This is a genomic window from Nonomuraea sp. NPDC052116 (assembly GCF_040680035.1).
Lineage (GTDB): Bacteria > Actinomycetota > Actinomycetes > Streptosporangiales > Streptosporangiaceae > Nonomuraea > Nonomuraea angiospora_A.
In genome coordinates, this window is the sequence record NZ_JBFAWA010000005.1 from 166857 (window position 1) to 186857 (window position 20001).

The 20001-nt window shown below is 71.0% G+C and carries 18 protein-coding genes; 10 read left to right on the forward strand and 8 right to left on the reverse strand.

Going from position 1 to position 20001, the window contains the following annotated elements:
• Positions 1 to 23: 23 nt before the first annotated feature.
• From eccCa to AB0L65_RS11080, 3 genes are read left to right on the forward strand one after another with little or no spacing between them, the layout of a single operon-like run.
• Positions 24 to 4013: a type VII secretion protein EccCa gene (eccCa, locus tag AB0L65_RS11070; protein ID WP_364243212.1), complete on the forward strand. Its 3990-nt coding sequence runs from the start codon at positions 24 to 26 to the stop codon at positions 4011 to 4013.
• On the forward strand, positions 4010 to 4345 hold the full coding sequence (locus AB0L65_RS11075) for a hypothetical protein (protein WP_350731418.1): 336 nt from the start codon (positions 4010 to 4012) through the stop codon (positions 4343 to 4345). Before eccCa ends, AB0L65_RS11075 begins: the two co-directional genes overlap by 4 nt.
• Complete coding sequence (locus AB0L65_RS11080; protein WP_364243215.1) at positions 4342 to 5436, forward strand: transglycosylase SLT domain-containing protein; 1095 nt, start codon at positions 4342 to 4344, stop codon at positions 5434 to 5436. Before AB0L65_RS11075 ends, AB0L65_RS11080 begins: the two co-directional genes overlap by 4 nt.
• A 58-nt stretch (positions 5437 to 5494) precedes the next feature.
• Here the strand turns inward: AB0L65_RS11080 and AB0L65_RS11085 are convergent, their stop codons facing one another.
• The 3 genes from AB0L65_RS11085 to AB0L65_RS11095 all read right to left on the reverse strand — a co-directional run bounded on the left by AB0L65_RS11085 (position 5495) and on the right by AB0L65_RS11095 (position 9368).
• The gene (locus AB0L65_RS11085; RefSeq protein WP_364243218.1) at positions 5495 to 7654 is read right to left on the reverse strand and encodes a protein kinase; all 2160 of its coding nucleotides are present in this window, start codon (positions 7652 to 7654) and stop codon (positions 5495 to 5497) included.
• A 118-nt stretch (positions 7655 to 7772) separates the two neighbouring features.
• On the reverse strand, positions 7773 to 8912 hold the full coding sequence (locus AB0L65_RS11090; RefSeq protein WP_364243221.1) for a S8 family serine peptidase: 1140 nt from the start codon (positions 8910 to 8912) through the stop codon (positions 7773 to 7775).
• A 183-nt stretch (positions 8913 to 9095) separates the two neighbouring features.
• Positions 9096 to 9368: a WXG100 family type VII secretion target gene (locus AB0L65_RS11095; protein ID WP_026214895.1), complete on the reverse strand. Its 273-nt coding sequence runs from the start codon at positions 9366 to 9368 to the stop codon at positions 9096 to 9098.
• Positions 9369 to 9498: 130 nt separating this feature from the next.
• Between AB0L65_RS11095 and AB0L65_RS11100 the strand changes: the two genes are divergently transcribed.
• The 3 genes from AB0L65_RS11100 (at position 9499) to AB0L65_RS11110 (ending at position 13497) form a co-directional block, all read left to right on the forward strand.
• Entirely contained in the window at positions 9499 to 10218 is a 720-nt protein-coding gene (locus AB0L65_RS11100) for an SDR family oxidoreductase (protein ID WP_364243224.1), read from the forward strand.
• Positions 10219 to 10242: 24 nt separating this feature from the next.
• Positions 10243 to 11994, forward strand: coding sequence for a biotin carboxylase N-terminal domain-containing protein (locus AB0L65_RS11105; protein ID WP_364243227.1), 1752 nt, complete (start codon positions 10243 to 10245; stop codon positions 11992 to 11994).
• Between the two features lie 120 nt (positions 11995 to 12114).
• Positions 12115 to 13497, forward strand: coding sequence for a hypothetical protein (locus AB0L65_RS11110; protein ID WP_364243230.1), 1383 nt, complete (start codon positions 12115 to 12117; stop codon positions 13495 to 13497).
• Between the two features lie 78 nt (positions 13498 to 13575).
• Here AB0L65_RS11110 and AB0L65_RS11115 read toward each other — a convergent pair whose 3' ends face one another.
• The 3 genes from AB0L65_RS11115 to AB0L65_RS11125 form a co-directional block, all read right to left on the reverse strand.
• Positions 13576 to 14124 carry a TOPRIM nucleotidyl transferase/hydrolase domain-containing protein gene (locus AB0L65_RS11115; protein WP_364243232.1) on the reverse strand — a complete coding sequence of 183 codons (549 nt, stop codon included), beginning with the start codon at positions 14122 to 14124 and terminating at the stop codon, positions 13576 to 13578.
• A 97-nt stretch (positions 14125 to 14221) separates the two neighbouring features.
• Positions 14222 to 14629, reverse strand: a complete 408-nt coding sequence (locus AB0L65_RS11120) for a RidA family protein (protein ID WP_364243235.1) — start codon at positions 14627 to 14629, stop codon at positions 14222 to 14224.
• A gap of 141 nt (positions 14630 to 14770) precedes the next feature.
• Complete coding sequence (locus AB0L65_RS11125; RefSeq protein WP_364243238.1) at positions 14771 to 15328, reverse strand: hypothetical protein; 558 nt, start codon at positions 15326 to 15328, stop codon at positions 14771 to 14773.
• A gap of 95 nt (positions 15329 to 15423) precedes the next feature.
• Here AB0L65_RS11125 and AB0L65_RS11130 point away from each other — a divergent pair, with 95 nt between their 5' ends.
• From AB0L65_RS11130 to AB0L65_RS11140, 3 genes are read left to right on the forward strand one after another with little or no spacing between them, the layout of a single operon-like run.
• A complete protein-coding gene (locus AB0L65_RS11130; protein WP_364243241.1) occupies positions 15424 to 15942 on the forward strand; it encodes an AAA family ATPase in 519 nt (172 codons plus the stop codon).
• 10 nt (positions 15943 to 15952) lie between these two features.
• Complete coding sequence (locus AB0L65_RS11135) at positions 15953 to 16654, forward strand: histidine phosphatase family protein (RefSeq protein ID WP_364243243.1); 702 nt, start codon at positions 15953 to 15955, stop codon at positions 16652 to 16654.
• Positions 16655 to 17197, forward strand: a complete 543-nt coding sequence (locus AB0L65_RS11140; protein ID WP_364243246.1) for a GNAT family N-acetyltransferase — start codon at positions 16655 to 16657, stop codon at positions 17195 to 17197.
• A gap of 83 nt (positions 17198 to 17280) precedes the next feature.
• Here AB0L65_RS11140 and gvpO read toward each other — a convergent pair whose 3' ends face one another.
• Positions 17281 to 17598: a gas vesicle protein GvpO gene (gene gvpO, locus AB0L65_RS11145; RefSeq protein WP_364243248.1), complete on the reverse strand. Its 318-nt coding sequence runs from the start codon at positions 17596 to 17598 to the stop codon at positions 17281 to 17283.
• Positions 17599 to 18351: 753 nt separating this feature from the next.
• On the reverse strand, positions 18352 to 18627 hold the full coding sequence (locus AB0L65_RS11150; protein ID WP_364243251.1) for a hypothetical protein: 276 nt from the start codon (positions 18625 to 18627) through the stop codon (positions 18352 to 18354).
• On the opposite strand from AB0L65_RS11150, the gene AB0L65_RS11155 reads away from it, so the two are divergent.
• Positions 18614 to 19960, forward strand: coding sequence for a transposase (locus tag AB0L65_RS11155; RefSeq protein ID WP_364243254.1), 1347 nt, complete (start codon positions 18614 to 18616; stop codon positions 19958 to 19960). The two genes, AB0L65_RS11150 and AB0L65_RS11155, sit on opposite strands and share 14 nt — an antisense overlap.
• Positions 19961 to 20001 lie beyond the last annotated feature (41 nt).

The following is a 20001-nucleotide window of genomic DNA, read 5'->3' on the forward strand; positions in this document are numbered from 1 at the left end:
GTGACAGGAGGGTTGTCCCGCCAGTGAGCATTGTTGTTGTTCGGCGTCCTGAACGCCGTCCCAGCCCCCAGCCACCGCGTGGGGAGATCCTGCTGGAGTCCCCGCCGGAGATCCCCGAGGTGCAGCCCGCCGGCATGACCGGCGTCCTCATGTACGTCCCCATGCTGGCAGGCGGGGCGGCCATGGGGCTGATGTTCACCGCGGGCGGTAACGCCAACCCCATCATGTACGTGGCCAGCGGCCTGTTCGCGGTCTCGATGCTGGGCATGACGGTCGGCCAGTTCGGCCGCAACGCGGGCGAACGCAAGAACCGCCTCAACGGCCTGCGCCGCGACTACTTCCGCTACCTCTCCCAGATCCGCAAGAGGGTCCGCAAGGCCGCCGTCCAGCAGCGCGAGGCACTGGAGTGGAGCGGCCCCGCCCCCGAAGCGCTCTGGTGGGTGGCCATGGGGCCGCGCCTGTGGGAGCGCAGGCCCCGCGACGACGACTTCGGCACGGTACGCCTCGGCACCGGCGTGCAGAAGCTGGCCGTGCAGCTCATCCCGCCCGACTCCAAGCCGGTCGAGGACCTCGACGCGCTGACGGCCGGCGCGCTGCGCAGGTTCGTACGGGCCCACTCCACGGTGTCCGAGCTGCCCGTGGCGGTGGCGCTCAACTCTTTCGCCCGGATCCACCTCAGCGGGGATCCGCGGGCCGTACGCGGCCTCGTACGGGCGATCATCGCCCAGCTCGTCACCTTCCACTCCCCCGACGACATGCGGGTCCTGGTGTGCGCCGGCAAGGAGTCGATGCCCCACTGGGACTGGGTCAAGTGGCTGCCGCACGCGCTGCACCCCGAGGAGATGGACGCGGCCGGTCAGGTGCGGCTGATGGGTGAGAACATGTCCCAGCTCGACCAGCTCGTGGGCGACGAGCTGAAGGAGCGGGCCAGGTTCCGTCCGGGCACGGCGTCGGACGCGCTGCCGTACCACGTGGTGATCGTGGACGGCGGGCACGTGCCGCACGACTCCCAGCTCGGCAGCGACGCCATCCAGGGCGTCACGGTGCTCGACCTGTCGGAGGCGACGGGGCCGGTCGAGGAGGCCAGCACGCTGCGGCTGGAGATCCAGCCCGACGGGTTCCACATGGTGAAGATCGACCACGCGGGCAAGCGGTCCACGACCCGGCTGGGCGACCCCGACAAGCTGGACTACGCGCGCGCGGAGGGCCTGGCCAGGCAGCTCGCGCCGCTGCGGGCCTCGGCGGGCTCCGGCGGCGAGTCGGAGGACCTGCTCGGCACCAACACCACGCTGACCGAGCTGCTCGGCGTGGGCGACCCGGGCCGGCTCTCGCCCGCGGTCACCTGGCAGCCCAGAGCGGGCCGCAACCGGCTGCGCGTGCCCATCGGCATGGGCGGCGACGGCCGGGTGGTCGAGCTGGACATCAAGGAGTCCGCGCAGGGCGGGATGGGCCCGCACGGCCTGGTCATCGGCGCGACCGGCTCCGGCAAGTCGGAGCTGCTGCGCACGCTCGTACTGGGCCTGGCGATCACCCACTCCTCCGAGATCCTCAACTTCGTCCTGGTCGACTTCAAGGGTGGCGCGACGTTCCTCGGCCTGGAGGGGCTCTCGCACGTCTCCGCCGTCATCACCAACCTGGAGGACGAGCTCCCCCTGGTCGACCGCATGCACGACGCCCTGCACGGCGAGATGGTGCGCCGGCAGGAGCTGCTGCGCGCGGCGGGCAACTACGCCTCGCTGCGCGACTACGAGCGGGCCCGCGAGCAGGGCGCCGACCTGCGGCCGATGCCGACGCTGTTCATCGTGCTGGACGAGTTCAGCGAGCTGCTGTCGGCCAAGCCCGAGTTCATCGACCTGTTCGTGATGATCGGCCGGCTGGGCCGCTCGCTCGGCGTGCACCTGCTGCTGGCCTCCCAGCGGCTGGAGGAGGGGCGGCTGCGCGGCCTGGACACCCACCTGTCCTACCGGATCGGCCTGCGGACGTTCTCCGCCATGGAGAGCCGGGTCGTGCTGGGCGTGGCGGACGCGTACGAGCTGCCGTCGGCGCCGGGCAACGGCTACCTGAAGTTCGACACGACCGGTATGACCAGGTTCAAGGCCGCCTACGTCTCCGGCGCCCACCACGACGACCCGGCGCAGGCGGTCGCCCCCGACGGCACGGCGGCGATCCGCGAGGTCGTCGAGTACGGCCCCGCCTACATGCCGCTGCCCGAGATCACCAAGCCCGTCCAGGTGGCGACGCAGCCGGAGCAGGAAGAGCCCGCGGGCGGCAACCAGCGCAGCCTGCTCGACGTCGTGGTCGGCCGGCTGGCCGGGCACGGCCCCGGCGCGCACCGCATCTGGCTGCCGCCGCTGGCCGAGCCGCCTACCCTGGCGCACCTGCTGCCCCCGCTCTCCGTCACCCCCGAGTTCGGCCTGACGACCGCGGGCTGGCAGGGCCGGGGTCAGCTGCACGCCGTCATCGGCATCATCGACAAGCCGTTCGAGCAGCGCCGTGACCCGTTCTGGCTGGACGTCTCCGGCGCCGCCGGACATGTCGGGGTGGCGGGCGGCACCCAGAGCGGCAAGAGCACCGTCGTGCGTACGCTCGTGGCCAGCATGGCGCTCATGCACACGCCGCGCGAGGTCCAGTTCTACTGCCTCGACTTCGGCGGTGGCGCGCTCGCCTCGCTCGAAGGGCTCCCGCACGTCGGCGGCGTGGCCACCCGCCTCGACGGCGACCGGGTACGCCGTACGGTGGCCGAGATCGGCGCCATCCTGGAGCAGCGCGAGCGCGACTTCGGCGAGCACGGCATCGAGTCGATGGCCTCCTACCGGCAGCTGTGCGCGGAGGGCGCGATCGAGAGCGACGGCTGGGGCGACGTGTTCCTGGTCGTGGACGGCTGGCTGACGCTCAGGCAGGAGTTCGACTCGCTGGAGCCGACCATCACCGACATCGCGGCGCGCGGGCTCGGCTACGGCATCCACCTCGTCGCCGCGACCAACAAGTGGTCGGAGTTCCGGCCGAGCATCCGTGACCTGCTCGGCACCAAGATCGAGCTGAAGCTCGGCGACGCCTACGAGTCGGAGGTCAGCAGGAAGAAGGCGCTGGCCGTGCCGGAGGCGGCGCCGGGCCGGGGGCTGACGAAGGACGGGTTCCACTTCCTGACCGCGCTGCCCAGGATCGACGGGGTGCAGAACTCCACCGACCTGGCGGCCGGGGCCCGCTCGCTGGTGCAGGCCGTACGGGACTCCTGGCAGGGCACGCCCGCGCCGCGGGTCAGGCTGCTCCCCGCCGTCCTGCCCGTCTCCGCGCTGCCGGACGACCGGGAGCGGATCCCGATCGGCATCGACGAGGCGGCGCTGGCGCCCGTCTCCCTCGACTTCGACGCCGACCCGCACTTCGTGGTCTTCGGCGAGAACGAGAGCGGCAAGTCGAACCTGCTGCGGCTCATCTCCGAGGGGCTGGTGGCACGCAAGCAGCCGAGCGAAGCCATGATGATCGTGATCGACTACCGCAGGGCGCTGCTCGACTCGGCGGTGACCCCGCACCGCATCGGGTACGCCGCCTCCAGCGCGGCCGCCGCCGACCTGATCAACGACGCCAAGGGCGCCCTGCTGAGCCGCCTGCCCCCGGCCAACCTGACGCCCGAGCAGCTGCGCGACCGCAGCTGGTGGCAGGGCTCCGACCTGTACATCATCGTCGACGACTACGACCTGGTCGCGACCTCGTCCAACCCGCTGCACCCGCTGGTGGACCTGCTGCCGCAGGCCCGCGACATCGGCCTGCACGTCGTGCTGGCCCGCCAGATGGGCGGCGCGGGCCGTGCCATGTTCGACCCGGTCATCCAGCGCATGAAGGACATGGCCACACCGGCGCTGCTCATGTCCGGCAACAAGGACGAGGGCTACCTGTTCGGCAACGTACGGCCTCAGACACTGCCGCCGGGCCGCGGCTTCCTGGTCGACCGGCGATACGGCGCGCGCCTGACGCAGACGGCATACCTGGACGCGGACAAGACACGGGGAGAATGATGGCCGATCTGGAGATCTACCTCTCGGCGCTGGACAAGTGCCGCACAGCCATCCACAAGGCCGCCGGCCAGTACGAGGAGACGCTGAACGAACGCAACCCCGGCAAACTCACCTACGACGACCGCGGTGAGCCGCACAACAACCGCACCGCCGTCGCCGCCACCACCTTCGGCCACCTGGACGACTCCGGCACGCTGGCCACGGCCGCGAACGGCGTCTGGACCGCCGTGATCGGCGAGATGGACCAGGCCCGCAGGAAGCTCGGCGGGGTCGAGCGGGGTCTGAGCAACGTGGAGGAGAACATCCGCAAGGCGCACAGGGCGACCTCATGAGCGTCGCCCACCTGCCCGGAGGCGACGCGCTCGACACCATGCTGAACAAGGTGACCGGCGACCCCGGCGCCATCGACAAGATCGCCACCGCCTGGCGCAGCGTGTCGGGCGACGTCAACGAGTTCGACGGCGCGCTGGGGGCCGCGGTCCAGGCGGTGGACGACGCCTGGAAGGGCCGCTCCTCCGACCAGTTCGCCACTTACATGCGCAAGTACGGCACGGCGGCCGAGGACCTGAAGCTGGCGCTGTCCAACTCCGCGTCCTCGCTCGAGACCGCCGCCTCGGCGCTGCGTACCTCGCACACCGAGATCAGCTCCATCTGCCGGGACCTGACCACCAGCGCCGCCACCTACAAGACCACCTACTACCGCGAGCACCCCGACGCCAAGGAGGCGGACGTGGAGCCCGGGTTGAGGAAGCTGGTCGAGCAGGCCAAGACCGAGGCCCAGCCATGGGTGGACTCGGCGAACAAGGCGGTCAGCAAGGCCAAGAAGGACATCAACGGGCTCCTGGACGATCGCACGCTCACGTTCCACGCGATCCCGGATGTCTCCACGCAGGAGTTCACACCGGCGCCCGGGCGGAAGATCGAATGGGAGCCGGATCCCGAGTACCAGCCGCGCACCACCCTGCAAGGGGCCGGCGGGAACGGGCCCGGCGGCGGTGGCCCGTCCGGTTTCGGGGGTTACGGCCCCAGCGGCCCTCCGCCCGCCGGAGGCGGTCCCGCGCCGACGGGCCAGGTCAAGGAGTGGATCGAGCAGGCCATCGCGATCCTGGCGAAGAACGGCGTGCCGACCTCGAAGATGAACGCCAGCGACATCTGGATGATCATCCAGCACGAGTCCGGCGGGAATCCCAACGCGATCAACAACTGGGACTCCAACGCGGCCAAGGGCACGCCGTCCAAGGGCCTCATGCAGACCATCGACCCGACGTTCAGCTCGTACTCGCTGGCCGGGCACAAGAACATCTACGACCCGGTGGACAACATCATCGCGGGCGTGCGGTACGCGATCTCGCGCTACGGCTCGGTGTCGAACGTGCCCGGCGTGGTCAACTCCAAGCGCGGCCTGGACTACGTCGGCTACTGAAACGACAGATGGGCCCGGATCTCAGCGATCCGGGCCCATCTGTCGTCAGAACGGGCGCTCAGGCTCCGCAGCTGCCCCAGGCCGCGCTGGTGCTCGTGCCGCCGGCGCTGCCGGAGAAGCGCACGCACTTGCCCCTGGCGGGCAGCTTGACCGGGCCGGCGTAGTACTCGAAGCTGCCGGAGTCCGTCTGGCTGCCGCCGCCCTGGACCTCCAGGGTCGCGCTGACCGGCGTCTTCTTGCCGATGTCAGTGGTCTTGATGGTGACCACGCAGTTCTGGCCGGTGCTGTTGTTCCAGAGCTGGTACGTCACCCCGCCGCCGAACGGGCTGGACCGCTGGACCGAGAAGCCGGAGCCGCACACCTGGGTGGGCGAGTACGGGTTCGTGGTCTTGGTCGGGGTCGGCGTCGGCTTGGCCGTCGTCTTCGTGGGGGTGGGCGTGGGCTTGGCCGTCGTCTTGGTGGGCGTCGGCGTGGGCTTGGCCGTGGTCTTGGTCGGAGTCGGCTTGGCCGTCGTCTTCGTGGGAGTCGGGGTGGGCTCCGGCTCCCTCGTCGGCTCCTTGGTCGGAGTCGGGGTGGGCTCCGGCTCCTTCGTGGGCTCCTCGGTCGGCGTGGGCGTCGGCGTGGGCGTCCTGTCCACCGTCTTCGTGACGGTCGCCGTCGGCTTCGCGTGCCGTGTCTTGCTGGGCGTCGGCGTCGACTCGGCCGTGTTGTCCGCGGCCGGCTGCGTGGCGGTGGGGACCGGCTGCGTCGGGACCGGCTGGGTCGGGATCGCGGCCGGGGTCGTGGGCACGGTGGTCAGCTCGGGCACCTGGGGCGCGGTCGAGGACGAGGACCACTCGGTGGGCAGCGTCAGCGGCCCGACGCCCGAGTCGTCCGGGGCGGCCGTGGCACCCCAGGGCACGGTGGCCTCGGGCTGCGTCTGCTGCGGGTCGGCGCCGCCGCCGAGGGGGTCCGTGCCCTGCGGGCCGGTGGTCGCCGGGGCGCTGGCGGGCACCGGGATCTCGTCCGCGTTGGCCTGCGCCATGGAGGCCGGGTTGACCTGCTGCAGCTTCACGTACCTGTTCGCGCCCCACAGGCCCAGGACCGAGATGAGCGCGACCACGGCGACCCCGGCGACCAGCCCCAGTGGGAAGCCCCGGCGCGGCCGGGCGGCGGCCCCGGAGGGCACGGCCTCGAGCCTGATGTGCTGCGGCTGCTGGTCCGGCTCCGGCGGGCCCCACATCGGCGTCTCGGACTGGTGCTGATGCGGCACCGGCAGGCCCTGCATGGGCGGACCCTGCATCGGGGGACCCTGCATGGGCGGGCCCGGCACGAACGGCGGGCCCTGGACGGGCAGCGGGCCGTCCTGCAGCATCGGCGGGCCGGCGACCAGCGTGTCCTGCGGCGGCACGGGGCCGCCCTGGCCGGGCACGCCGGGGACCGGGATGCCCTGGATCGGCACGCCCTCGATGGCGGTCTGCTGGGCCGCGGGCGGCTTGGCGTTGCCGCCGAGCAGCTGCATGAGCGCGCTGTACGTGGTCGGCCGCTTGCCGACCTCCTTGGACAGCGCCGCCAGCACCACCCTGCGCACCGGCTCGGCCTCGATGTCCACCTCGGGCTCGCCGGTCAGCACCGCGTCACGGTCGGCGAACGGCGCCTTGCCCGTGGCCGCGAACGCGATGGTCGCCGCCCAGGCGAACACGTCCGCGTAGGGGCCGTACTGCAGGCCGAGCAGCTGTTCCGGGGCCTGGTAGGCGATCTCGCCCACCGGCTCGCCGATCCCGGCGTCGGTGACCCGCGGGCCCTCGGGGCCGAGGATCACGTTGTGGGGTGTGAGCGACTTGTGCGAACGGCCGGCGAGGTGGACGGCCGACAGGGCGGTCAGCACCCCGACCGCGACCCGCTCGAGCGCGTCCCCGGTCAATGGCCCGTCATCGGCCACCGCCTGGGCCAGGCTCTTGCCTTCGACGTGCTCTCTGACGACGTACGGGCGGTCCTCGTGCATTCCGGCGTCCAGGACCCTGGCCACGTACGAGCTGGAGACCTGTTTGGCTGCCAGGTGCTTGACCGGCGCGTCGGCGTCGGCGTCCGGCTCCGCCGGGAGCAGCTTCACCGCGACGATGGGGGCGTCCTCGGCCTCGCGGCCAAGGAACACCTCGCCCCGCGGCCCCTCTCCCAGCCGGCCAACAATGCTGAGATCGCCGATCCGCTCGGGATCACCAGGGCGCAAAGCGTGCATGACTAAACCTTTCACGGCAAAGCATGATCTGGACACATTGAACCAGATCTTTCACTTCAGCATCAGAAGTTTCGGGCCGTACCCGACAATTCACCGTTTTGTTTCCTTGCAGCCCGAGTCACTCCGGGCGGCCGGGCCGCCAGCCCCTGCGCCGGCCCATCGGGATCATGACGCGGGCGATCGCCACCAGCAGCGCCAGCCCGAGCGCGGACCCGGCGACGATCAGGGCCAGGTCGATCGCGTCGTGGTCCACGGGCGGGACCTTGGCCACGGCCTCCGCGGCGAGCGGGCTGGGCGGAGGGGGCGCGACCACGGGGGCGCCGGCGGGCTCGTACGGGAGGATCGCGCTGAGCGCGAGCATCGGGTTGACCATGCCCGCGCCCTTGCCGCCGCCCGTGGCGCCGTCGGCGGTGGCGATGATGCGCTGGCGTACCTGGGCCTGGTCCAGCTTCGGGAAGCGGGCCCGGACGAGCGCGGCCACCCCGGCGACGTAGGGGGCGGCGTAGCTGGTGCCGTTGAGGTCCTTGAAGTAGGAGCGGCCGGGCCAGGTGGACGTGACGCCCTGGCCAGGGCCGAGCACGGCGACGGGAGTCTTGACGTTGGAGAAGTTGGACAGGATGCCGTTCGGGCCCGCCGCGCCGACCGCGAGCACCCCCTCGTAGGCGGCCGGATAGGCGGGTACGGGGGTGCCGTCCTCCTTCGTGACGTTGCCGGCCGCGGCCACGATCACCGCGTCCTTGGCGAGCGCGTACTGCACCACCTCGCGCAGCGAGGGCAGGTCGCTCGTCGAGACCGACACGTTGATGACCTTGGCGCCCTCGTCAGCCGCCGCCTTGATGGCCTTGACCAGCAGATCGGGGTCGCCGTTCCGCTCGGAGGCGGTCTGCTTGTACGACAGCAGCCGCGCGCCCGGCGCCATGCCGTAGAAGAGCACGCCCTGCATGTACTGGGCGCCGATGATGCCCGCCACCGCGGTCCCGTGGCCCACGCAGTCGCGGTAGCCGGTGCCGGTGAGGTCGGCCCGGCCCGCCAGGCGGATCTGCGGATGCTGCAGATCGACGCCGCTGTCGACGATGGCCACTTTCACGCCCGCGCCGGTGGACAGCGACCAGACGCGTTTGGGGTCGAGCCGTTTCTGCGCCCAGGATTCGCCCACCTGCATGGTGCCCCTGGGCGGCCGGCACTCGTCCCTCACGGCCGCGGGCGCCAGCGGGACCTGCAGGGCGAGCACGCTCGCCACCAAGGCGCGACCAATCATGAGGAAAAAGCGTAGCTTGCCGGATTCGGGCGGCGGCGGGGCCTGCCCGAATCAGCCCCGAATCAGGCCCGAATCAGCGCCGGTCCGGCTTCGGTCCGGCATCGGCATCGGTCTGGCTTCGGCTTCGGTTCGGCTTTGGCGGAAGGAAGCCCCGGCTCCCTTGCCAGGGCCCCGATCCGTTGCTCATTTCGTTGCGGACTCGATGTTCTGGCGGTAGGTGCCGATGACGCGCGAAGCCTCCTGCAACTCCTCGGTCATGCGCTGGAAGGCCGTGCGGTAGTTCTGCCACGCCTGTTGGAAACGCTGGGCGCCCGGCCCCGTCCACGCCGTGCCGACCTTGGCGGCCTCGCGGTCGAGCGCGGTCATGGTGGTGCGGACCGCCTCCGACTGCTGCGTGAACTGACTGGCCATCTGCTGCATTTCCGCGGGGTCGCCGCCGAGCATGCTCTGGCTCATGCATACCTCCTGGAACATGGGGAAAGCGCCCTCAACTTAAGGGGTGACCACCTACCGTCGCCTGAGTTATACCGAGCGGCTATGGTCTACCCGAGGACTGTTCGGATTCGTCTCGGGGAGCGCTCGGGTCATGCGCGAGGTTGTGGTGACCGGCGGAGGCACCGGCATCGGATACGCCGTCGCGGCCGCGTTCGTCTCGCTCGGCGACCGCGTGACCATCACCGGCCGCCGCGAGCACGTGCTGAAGGAGGCCGCGGCGCGGCTCGGGGCGGCGCACGTGGCGTTCGACGCCTCCAGCCCCGCCGCCGTGAAAGAGGCGCTCTACAGCCTGCCACCGCACGTGGACGTGCTGGTCAACAACGCCGGCGGCAACACCAACCTCGACCGCAGGCAGCCCGGCGAGCTGACGGACGTGGCCGAGGCCTGGTGGGCCAACCTCAACGCCAACCTCATGTCCGCCGTCCTCGTCACGACCGCCCTGACGCCGCGCCTGACGGAGGGCGGCCGGATCGTCTCGATCGGCTCCATCGCCGCGCGCGGCACGGGCTCCGGCTCGTACGGCGCCGCCAAGGCCGCCCTGGAGTCCTGGACCGCCGACCTGGCCGCCGAGCTCGGCCCCCGGCGCGTCACCGCGAACGTGGTCGCCCCCGGCCTCGTCCTGGACACCGAGTTCTTCCGCGGCCGGCTGACCGAGGACGGCATCAGGGCACGCGTGGAGAACACGCGGAACGGGCGTCCCGGCACCCCCTCTGACGTCGCCGATACCGTTCTGTTCCTGGCCTCCGCGGGAGCCAGGCATGTGACCGGGCAGGTGCTCCATGTGAACGGCGGCGCGTACCTGGGCCGCTGAGCCTCTCAGGAAGGACTTAGGTCGGTGCGGAAGGTTCTGATCGCCAATCGCGGCGAGATCGCGGTACGGGTGGCCCGCGCGTGCCAGGACGCCGGGATCGGAAGTGTGGCCGTCTACGCCGACCAGGACCTCGACGCCCTGCACGCCAAGGTCGCCGACGAGGCGTACGCGCTGGGTGGCCGGTCCCCCGCGGAGACCTACCTCGACATCGCCAAGCTGCTCGACGTCGCGCGGCGCTCCGGCGCCGACGCCGTGCATCCCGGATACGGCTTCCTGGCCGAGAACGCCGCCTTCGCGCAGGCCGTCATCGACGCGGGCCTGATCTGGATCGGCCCGCCGCCGGAGGCCATCGCCGCACTCGGCGACAAGGTGCGGGCCAGGCACATCGCGCAGAAGGTCGGCGCGCCGCTGGTCGCGGGCACCAAGGACCCCGTCTCCGGGGCGGCCGAGGTCGTGGCGTTCGCGGAGGAGCACGGGCTGCCGATCGCGATCAAGGCGGCGTACGGCGGCGGCGGGCGCGGCATCAAGGTGGCGCGCAACCTGGAGGAGGTCGCCGAGCTGTACGAGTCGGCCGTGCGCGAGGCCGTCGCGGCGTTCGGACGGGGCGAGTGCTTCGTGGAGCGCTACCTCGACCGGCCGCGCCACGTCGAGACGCAGTGCCTGGCCGACGCGCACGGCAACGTGGTCGTGGTCAGCACGCGCGACTGCTCGCTCCAGCGCCGCCACCAGAAGCTGGTGGAGGAGGCGCCGGCGCCGTTCCTGTCGCGGGAGCAGCTCGAGATCCTCTACTCCGGCTCCAAGGCCATCCTGAAGGAGGCGGGCTACGTCGGGGCCGGCACGTGCGAGTTCCTCGTGGGGCAGGACGGGACGATCTCGTTCCTCGAGGTGAACACCCGGCTGCAGGTCGAGCACCCGGTCACCGAGGAGGTGTCGGGGATCGACCTGGTGCGGGAGATGTTCAGGATCGCCGACGGGGAGGCGCTGGAGTACGGCGACCCGGAGCTGCGCGGGCACTCGATCGAGTTCCGGATCAACGCGGAGGACGCCGGGCGCAACTTCCTGCCCGCCCCCGGGACGCTGACCGTCATGCGCCCGCCCACCGGGCCCGGGGTGCGCCTCGACGCCGGCTACGAGGCGGGGATGACGGTGCCGCAGACGTTCGACTCGCTCGTGGCCAAGCTGATCGTCACGGGCCGGACGCGGCAGGAGGCGCTGGAGCGGTCGCGGCGGGCGCTGGCCGAGTTCGAGATCTCGGGGATGCCCACCGTGCTGCCCTTCCACCGGGCCGTCGTGTCCGATCCGGCGTTCGTCTCCTCACCGTTCTCGGTGCACACGCGGTGGATCGAGACGGAATGGGAGAACACGGTCGCGCCGTACGAGGACGAGATCGTCTCGGGCCCGGACGCCACCGCCGCCGCGCGCGAGACGGTGACGGTCGAGGTCGGGGGCAAACGCCTCGAAGTGGTGCTGCCCGCCGGGTTCGGCGCGTCCGCGCCGGCCCCCGCGAAGGCGCCGCGACGCGGTGCCGCCCGCGCCGGGAAGGCGTCGGCGGCGGGCGGAGACGCGCTGGTCAGCCCCATGCAGGGGACGATCGTCAAGGTCGTGGCCACGGACGGGGACGTGGTGAACGAGGGCGACACGGTCGTGGTGCTGGAGGCCATGAAGATGGAGCAGCCGCTGGCCGCCCACAAGTCGGGCACGATCACGGGGCTCACGGCCGCGGTCGGGCAGACGGTCACGTCGGGCGCCGCGATCTGTGAGATCAAGGACACCTGACGGAGTTCCGGCATCTTCGCCACGGTGTGCGCCCGCGCGCTCGCGGACAGGTAACGTGCGACAGTGAGGAACTTTGCCGATCGCTCGTTCGTCCTCATGGGCGAAGGAGGCTTGCTGCCAATGACCCACTCGCTGCGCCGAGCAGGGGCCGCGCTTGCGGCTCTGATCGCCGGTCTAATCGTCGTGCTTGCGCTGTCCCCTGCCGCCAACGCGGCGGCACCCCCTGATGCTCAGTCGGTGGTGTCCTACTGGAAGGACAAGAAGGACCCGCTTTTCGTGGAGTCCGGTTCACCGCTGTCGTCGGACCAGCAGGATGAGATCCGTGACGCGCTGAAGGGGGCCAAGAGCAAGATCTATACCGTGGCGCTCCCCGACGGCACGCTGGACAACTCCACGATTGCGTCGTACATGAGCTCGCTCAACTCCGAGCTCACGAAGGCCGGCCGCAACCGCGCCACGTTCGCCGTGCTCGACGGCGAGACGTTGTTCGCGGCCTCGAGCGCCATCCGCCAGCAGGGTGTCGCGGGCAGGCTGGCCAACCTTGCGGTGAGCGCCAACTCCGGCAACGTCGTGGACGGCATGAAGGACTTCGTCAACCGCGTTGACCTCGCCGTCGACGGCAAGCGCTCCGCGCTCGACACCGGCAGCCAGGCCAACCCCGGCGCCGGCGGCACCGCCGCGCTGATCGCCCTGGGCGGCCTGGTCGTGGTCGGCGGTGGCGGCTACTTCCTCTACTCCAGCAACCGCAAGAAGAAGAAGGCCATCCAGGACGCCAAGGACCTGGCGGCCGTCAAGCAGACCGTGGACGAGGACGTCACCAAGCTGGGCGAGGAGATCACCTCCCTCGACACCGACGTGACGCTCGCCGGCCAGGGCGGCAAGCACATCGAGGAGTGGCAGCAGGCGCTCGACTCCTACGAGAAGGCCAAGACCCAGCTGGCCAACGTCCAGCACGCCGAGCAGGTCCGCGAGGTCACCCAGACCCTCGAGGACGGCCGCTACGCGCTGGCCGTGGTGAAGGCCAAGGTCCACAACGACCCGGTCCCCGAGCGGCGGGCCCCCTGCTTCTTCAACCCGCAGCACGGCCCGTCCGCCCGCGACGTCCGCTGGGCGCCGCCCGGTGGCGCCGTCCGCGACGTGCCCGCCTGCAAGATGGACGCCGAGGCCGTGGAGCGCGGCTTCGACCCGCAGATGCGCGAGGTCATGGTCGACGGCCAGCGCCGCCCCTACTACGACGCGGGGCCCGCGTACCAGCCGTATGCGTACGGCTACTACGGCGGCTTCGGCGACATCATGACCGGTATGTTCATCGGCACCATGATGGGCAGCCTGCTCAGCGGCGGCTTCGGCTACGGCGGCTACGGCGCCGGCTATGCCGAGGGCTACGCCGACGGCGGCGGAGGCGACTTCGGCGGTGGCGGCGGAGACGGCGGCGGCTGGGGCGACTTCGGCGGTGGCGGAGGCGACTTCGGCGGAGGCGACTTCGGCGGAGGCGACTGGTAACCCCCAGCCCCTACGGAAACCACGACGAGCGCTCCCCCTGGGCCCACAAGCCCGCGGGGAGCGCTCGCGCGTCAGGCCTCACTCGGCGATGTGGGCCAGCAGCCTGTCCAGCGGTCGCGGCACGCGATCGAGATCGAGGGCCGCGACGAGCAGGCCGGCATAGCGGATTTTGCGTCCGCCGCCTGACCCCATGAACCGGCGCAACTGGTCGTGAGTGGCCCTCCCGCGCCACGCGGGTTGCTTCTGGAGCGAGCGGAACGAGCTGAGCTCGCCCTCGGCGTCGACGACCTGCTCAACCATGGCGGTGCCGAGAGCGCGGATCAGCTCGTCCTCCAGGTCGGCGACGCACACGAAGAATCCGAGCGCCTCCAGATCGCTGCGACTGAGGTCGGATCCGAGGCCGGCACGCTCGAGGCTCCTCCGGAAGTCGCCCTCCTCCCCGACGTCGCACAGACCGGCCAGCCGGAGATCGCGACCGTTAGGGCCGAACTTGCCGAGATACGTCCCGATGTTCGTGGCACCGCCCATCGCCACCAGGGAGATGCCTTCGGCCGCCAGGTTCCGGCCACGGCGCTCGGCCAGCGCTTCGACGGCCGACTTGTCACTGACTCCCTCGACCAGGACCACGGTTTGCGTGTCGCTCACGAGCCCAGCCTCGCACCGAACCCTGGAGAGGTTCATCCCCTTTTATGCGCTGGAAGATCACGAACCGCCGAGCATCGGTTCAGTTGAGAACCGCGGTGGCTTCGATCTCGACCAGATGGTCGGGGATGTCCAGTGCCGCAACGCCCAGCAGCGTGGCCGGTGGGACCGGAGTGACCCCCAGCTTCGCACCCGCACGGGAGATGCCCTCCAGGAGCGCGGGCATCTTGTCGGGGGTCCAGTCGACGACGTAGACGGTCAGTTTCGCCACGTCGTCGAAGGAGCCGCCCACCTCGGCCAGGGCGGTGGCGATGTTGAGGTAGCACTGTTCGACCTGCGCGGCGAGGTCGCCTTCGCCGACCGTGACCCCCTGCGCGTCCCAGGAGACCTGTCCGGCGAGGAAGACGAGCTTCGTCCCTGATGCGATCGACACCTGCCGGTAGACATCGATTTTGGGCAATCCGTCGGGGTTCACGAGAGTGATGGCCATGCTGCCTGCCTCCTTGTCCGGGCGTCCGCCGAACCAGGACGCCCGTGATCTCTTGTAGTTACCCAGAAACCATAAGAGAGTGTGCCCTGACATGGAAGAACGCACTTTTTAGTGACTGGGGAACCTGATGGTGACCGCGGATCAGTCTTCCTCGGGCCATTTCTCCTGGATGTGCAGGCAGATCAGCGCGGCGTGGGAGAGCGGGGTGGCGGGGTCGTCGATGTCGCCGTTGGTGGTGTAGTCGAGGAGGACGACGTCGCGGTCGGCGGCGAGCAGGCGCAGGCGCTCCACGAGATCGCCGGTCTTGTGCTCCAGGACCCAGCGGTAGGCCGGGAGGTAGATGCGGCGCCGCGCGGCCTGGTAGGTCAGCAGCCGGTCCCCGTGGAGGCCGTCGCGGTGGCCGCGCACCGGCCCGTGCTTGCGTACGGTGCGTTTGAGGCCGGTCATGGTGGTGATCGCGAGCTTGGCCGGGTCGACGTCGGCGGTCTCGAAGACTTTGAGCGCCTGCCAGATCCCCTCGACGCTCTGGCTGGTGACGCCCGGGGTCTGCGGGACGGGGATGCCGCCGTGCGGGTAGAACGGGCTCAGCCGCACCCATGGCTCGTCCGCCTTGGAGGTCACGTCGATGACCTCGGCGCCGGGGAAGGCCTTGGCGAGCGATGCAGCCGAACGGCGGCGGCCGGCAACCTGGATCGACACGAACGGCACCCCTTCGCGAGAGCGGACGGGTTCAGCTTGGACTACGGGAGTGACAATTTCCGCGCTCGCCGGGTGGGCTTCCTAGCATGGGGTGCATGCTCATCGTCATCGGCGGCCTCCCCGCGACAGGCAAGACGACGCTCGCCCGGCTCCTCGCCGCCCGCATCGGCGCGGTGCACGTGCGGATCGACACCATCGAGCAGGCGATCGTCCGCTCCGGCCTGGCCCGCCACCCCGTCGGCCCCGCGGGATACGTCGTCGGTTACGCGCTGGCCGAGGAGCACTTGCGGCAGGGGCTGACGGTGATCGCGGAGTCGGTGAACCCGCTGGGCGTCACCCGCGACGCCTGGCGGGAGGTCGGGGTCAAGGCGGGCGTTCCGGTGGCCGAGGTGGAGGTGGTCTGCTCCGATCCCGCCGAGCATCGGCACCGCGTGACCTCGCGTTCGATCGACATCCCCGACCTGCGGCCACCTGACTGGCGGGAGGTCGTCGAGCGCGAGTACGAGCCGTGGGAGCGCGAACGCGTCCTCGTCGACACGGCCGGACAGGCCCCCGAGGAGTCGCTCGACGCCCTTCTCCGGAGTCTTGAGCGCGCTGGGGGCTCCGGCTCGTAGGGTCGGGCGCATGGGGGTCCGCGTGTTGTGCCTGCGCCATGCCGAGTCGGAGAACGTCGTCGCCGGGGTGGCCGGGGCGCTGCCTCCGGCGAAGCTGACCCCGAAAGGGCGGGTGCAGGCGGCGGAGGCGGCCGAGCGGCTGCGGGGAGAAGGCGTCACCCGGATCTACGCCAGTACGGCGGTGCGCGCCCGGCAGACCGCCGAGATCATCGCGCGGGCGCTGGGGCTGCGGGAGGAGGTGGTGGCGCTGCGAGGGCTCGTGGAGTTCGGGATCGGGCGGTTGGAGGGCACCGCCGACCCGGCGGTCCGGGCGCGTACCGCCGAGGTGTTGCGTTCCTGGGTCGTGGACGGGCGGTTGGGCGAGGCGGTGGCGGACGGCGAGACCGGGCACGCGGTCGTGGACCGGATGGTCTCCGCCTTCACCTCCATCGCAGCCGCCCACCCGAGCGAGCCAGCCGCTCACCCGGGCGAGCCAGCCATCCCCCCGGGCGAGACAGCCACCCACCTGGATCAGCCGGCCGCCTGCGGTGGCGGGGCGGTCGCGCTGGTCGGGCATGTGGGTAGTCTCACCGCCGGGCTCAGCGTGCTGTGCCGCGGGCTGGGCGAGCGGGTCTGGGGAGCGCCGCTCCCGCACGCGGTGCCGTTCCCGGTCGAGTGGGACGGCCGGGCCTGGCGGTGCGCGTCGTGGCCGGCCTTACGACAAGATCGATAAGTGACCTACCTCGCCCAGGGCCCCCGCGTCGGCATCCGCCGCATCGGCCACCGCGACCGTACGGAATTCCTGACCCTCAACCGGGAGAGCGCCGACCTGCTCGCCCGCTGGATGCCCGGCGCCCCCATCACCACCGACGAGGCCTTCGACGGTTACATGGCGCGCTTCGACGACCCGGCGAACGAGGGGTTCGTCATCTGCCGGGTCGACACCGGGGCGATCGTCGGCCGGGCCAACCTGAACAACATCATCCGGGGCACCCGCCAGGACGGCACCCTGGGCTACTGCGCCTACTCGTCCACGACCGGCCGGGGCTACATGACCGAGGGGCTGCGGCTGCTCGTCCGGTACGCGTTCGGCGAGCTGGGGCTGCACCGCGTCGAAGCCAACATCCAGCCGTCCAACACCCCCTCCCTGAACCTGATCAGGCGGGCCGGCTTCCGGCGAGAGGGGTATTCGCCGGACTTCCAGTTCATCGACGGGGCGTGGCGGGATCACGAGCGATGGGCCGTCACGGCCGGTACGGGCCCGGGTGGCGCATAGCCCAGACGGTGCCGCGGGCGATGCTCTCCTTGAAGGCCGCGGAGGTCCTCCGCGCCAAGGTCGTCCACTCACCCGATGCTAGGTCACCCTCCTGCAGGTGGCCCATCCGCGTCGCAGCGCCGGTAGCGCCGCAACCTCCGGTACGACCGCAGGCCGCCCTCCGCGTCGATCCGGGCCTCGTAGAGGGCGAGGATGTCGTCCGAGGAGGGGATGCGACGGTCTTCGACGACCTCGACGCCGATCTTCCAGCCGCCCTCGACCGGTTCGACCGCCGTGACCCCTTCGGCCTCCTTCGCGGTCAGATCGATGATGTGGCGGAGCCCGATCCCGCCGGCCGTCACGGCCGTCAGCCCCTCCGCACCCGAGTCGGCGGCCCTTGAGGGCATGCGCGGCTCAGTCATTGCGTCTCTCCCCTCGCCTCGGCCAGCCTGCCCCCAGAGGGGGACGCGAAACTCCACGAGGCGAAAGGCGGACAGGGTACGAACCGTTCCTGGGCGTGCGGGTCGTGCTGCGGCTGTGGGCCGCCGGGTGGATGTGCTTCACTGCGGCGATTTGGGCGAGTGGACAGTATTCGCGGATGTCTATCGCTCAAATGTTCTAGCCATGGATGCAAACTCTTGGTAGCGTTTCGGTGACACATCGTGGAGGCGAGAGGCGGGGTGGACGGATGCAGGTCGTGCTGTACACGCCCGGGTGCCGCCACGAAACCGCTCCGAGGCAGGGGCGGCGACGTGAGTAAGCTCACCGCGACCGCGACCTGCACCGCCCACGGCTCGATCGTGGAAAAGACCGGCCAGGTCGTTTCTCAGCCGCTGCTGGCGCAGCGGGTCGCCTGGCTGACCGGCCTGGCGCGAGAACTCACCACCGGTATCGTCGCGGCCCGATGGAATGCGGCTGATCTGGATGCGCTGGCATCCGGGGTGGGGCTGGACGGGCGCGCGTTGCCGCCCAAAGGCTGGATGGCCGTCCGGCGCCTGGGCTGGGGCATGACCCCCGCGACGGGCGTGTATGTGTGCGATCGCGTGGTGCGGTGCGCGCAGGAGCAGGCCGCCCGCGCGTTGCGGCTGGCGCTGCACCGCCGCCGCCTGGTGGCGGCGATCGTGGCGACCTGGCCCGGCAATCCGCGCGCCCGCACCGACGCCGAATGGGACGCGCTACGCGCCGTACTGCCACAGGGAGTGACGGCAGCGCAGATCCGCAACCGCACCCGACAGATCACCACGTATCTCAACAAGCATGAGGCGTTCCCGACCGACCTGACCGACCTGGAGCAGCCCCCGAACGTCGCGGCGCAGATCCTGCTGGCCGCGGCCGACCAGCAGCTGGTCACCCTGCAGCGCACCGGCGACCACGGCGCCCGGTTGCGGGTGCGGCTGCCCCTGCTCGCCCGCCTCCGGCCGAGACTGGGCCTGGCACGTGCTGCCGATCACCTTGCCACCGACCGTGCCGCCACAGGCAAAGCTGTGCACGCCCACCCTGCGGGTGAAAGACGGCCGGGTGCGCGTCGATCTGCCGTTCCAGATCCCGATCAGCTTCGCGCCCGCCACCGGACATGTGAGCGGGATGGGGTTCGACTGGGGCGTCAACACCCTGCTGACCAGCGTGACAGGGAGTTTGGCCGAAGGCCGGGTGATCTCCGATGGGTGGCCACTCACCTACGACGCGAGCGGCATCTCCGCCAAGCTGCACCGGCTGCGAGCCGAACGCGAGCACCTGGCCGCCAAACACCAGCATCAGGAACGGCTCCTGACCGGCATGACCGTCACCGATCCCCGCTTCGCGCAGCTGACCAAGGCCCGCCAAAGCATCGGTGTCGAGCATGAGCGGCTGTGTGCCCGTATCCGGCACTTGAACAAGGCGCTGGCCTGGTCGGCGGCACGCTGGACGGTCGATCAGACCGTCGCCGACGCCGCGACGGTCATCTACCTGGAAAACCTGGCCACCCTGGAAGCACGCGGGCGCCGAGGACGCGCGAACGCGCGCCTGTCGGGGCAGGTGCGCGGGCAGATCGTCGAGGCGATCCGGCACCTGGCGGCCAAGCACACCATCGCCGTGGTCACCGTCCCGGCCCGCGGCACCTCCCGGTACTGCCCCCGCTGCGGCGACGGCACCTCACGGCTGCGACATGGCCCAGCCCCGGACCGGCTCGCCGAACGCGGCTGGGCGTGGGCATACTGCCCGGCTTGCGGCCTGTCCTGTGATCGGGACTGGGCCGCGGCCGAACGCATCCTCGCCCGCGGACTGCTGGGCCAGGACGCCACCCGCACCGACCGCGCCACCGGGACCCGCACCATCGGCAAGGTCGTGGAGGGCAACGTGGCCCGCGCCCGCCGACCGGCCAAGCCCACCCGCGCCGCCCGGCGAGCCCGCCGCACCCGAGCCGACCTGCACCCCCGGCCGGCGGCGCGGGACAGATCCAAGAGGCGTCCCACCCCGAAACGGCCGGCCCGCACCGCGAAGAACCCGGCAAACAACCCGGTGACCACATCGATTGATCATGTCAGCTCGGCAGACGATTGGCCGACCTCCAGCCGTGAGCCCGACCGGCGCACGGTGCCCGCCCCGGCCCCCGGCACGCCCGGGGTGGGACAGCGTCCGGCGGGCCATGCACCCAAGCCGGGACGGCGCGAGCCGTACCGGACAGGGCATGTCAGGAATTCTCACCACCGGACCGGCTTCCACCACGCCAAAGCCACCCCCGTGCTCGCGCTTGCCAAGCACGGGAGCAGCCCACAGCAGGCTACGCCCACCCGAACTACCTGATTCCTTCAGGGAACCACAGAGAATTCAAGACGCTTGACGCC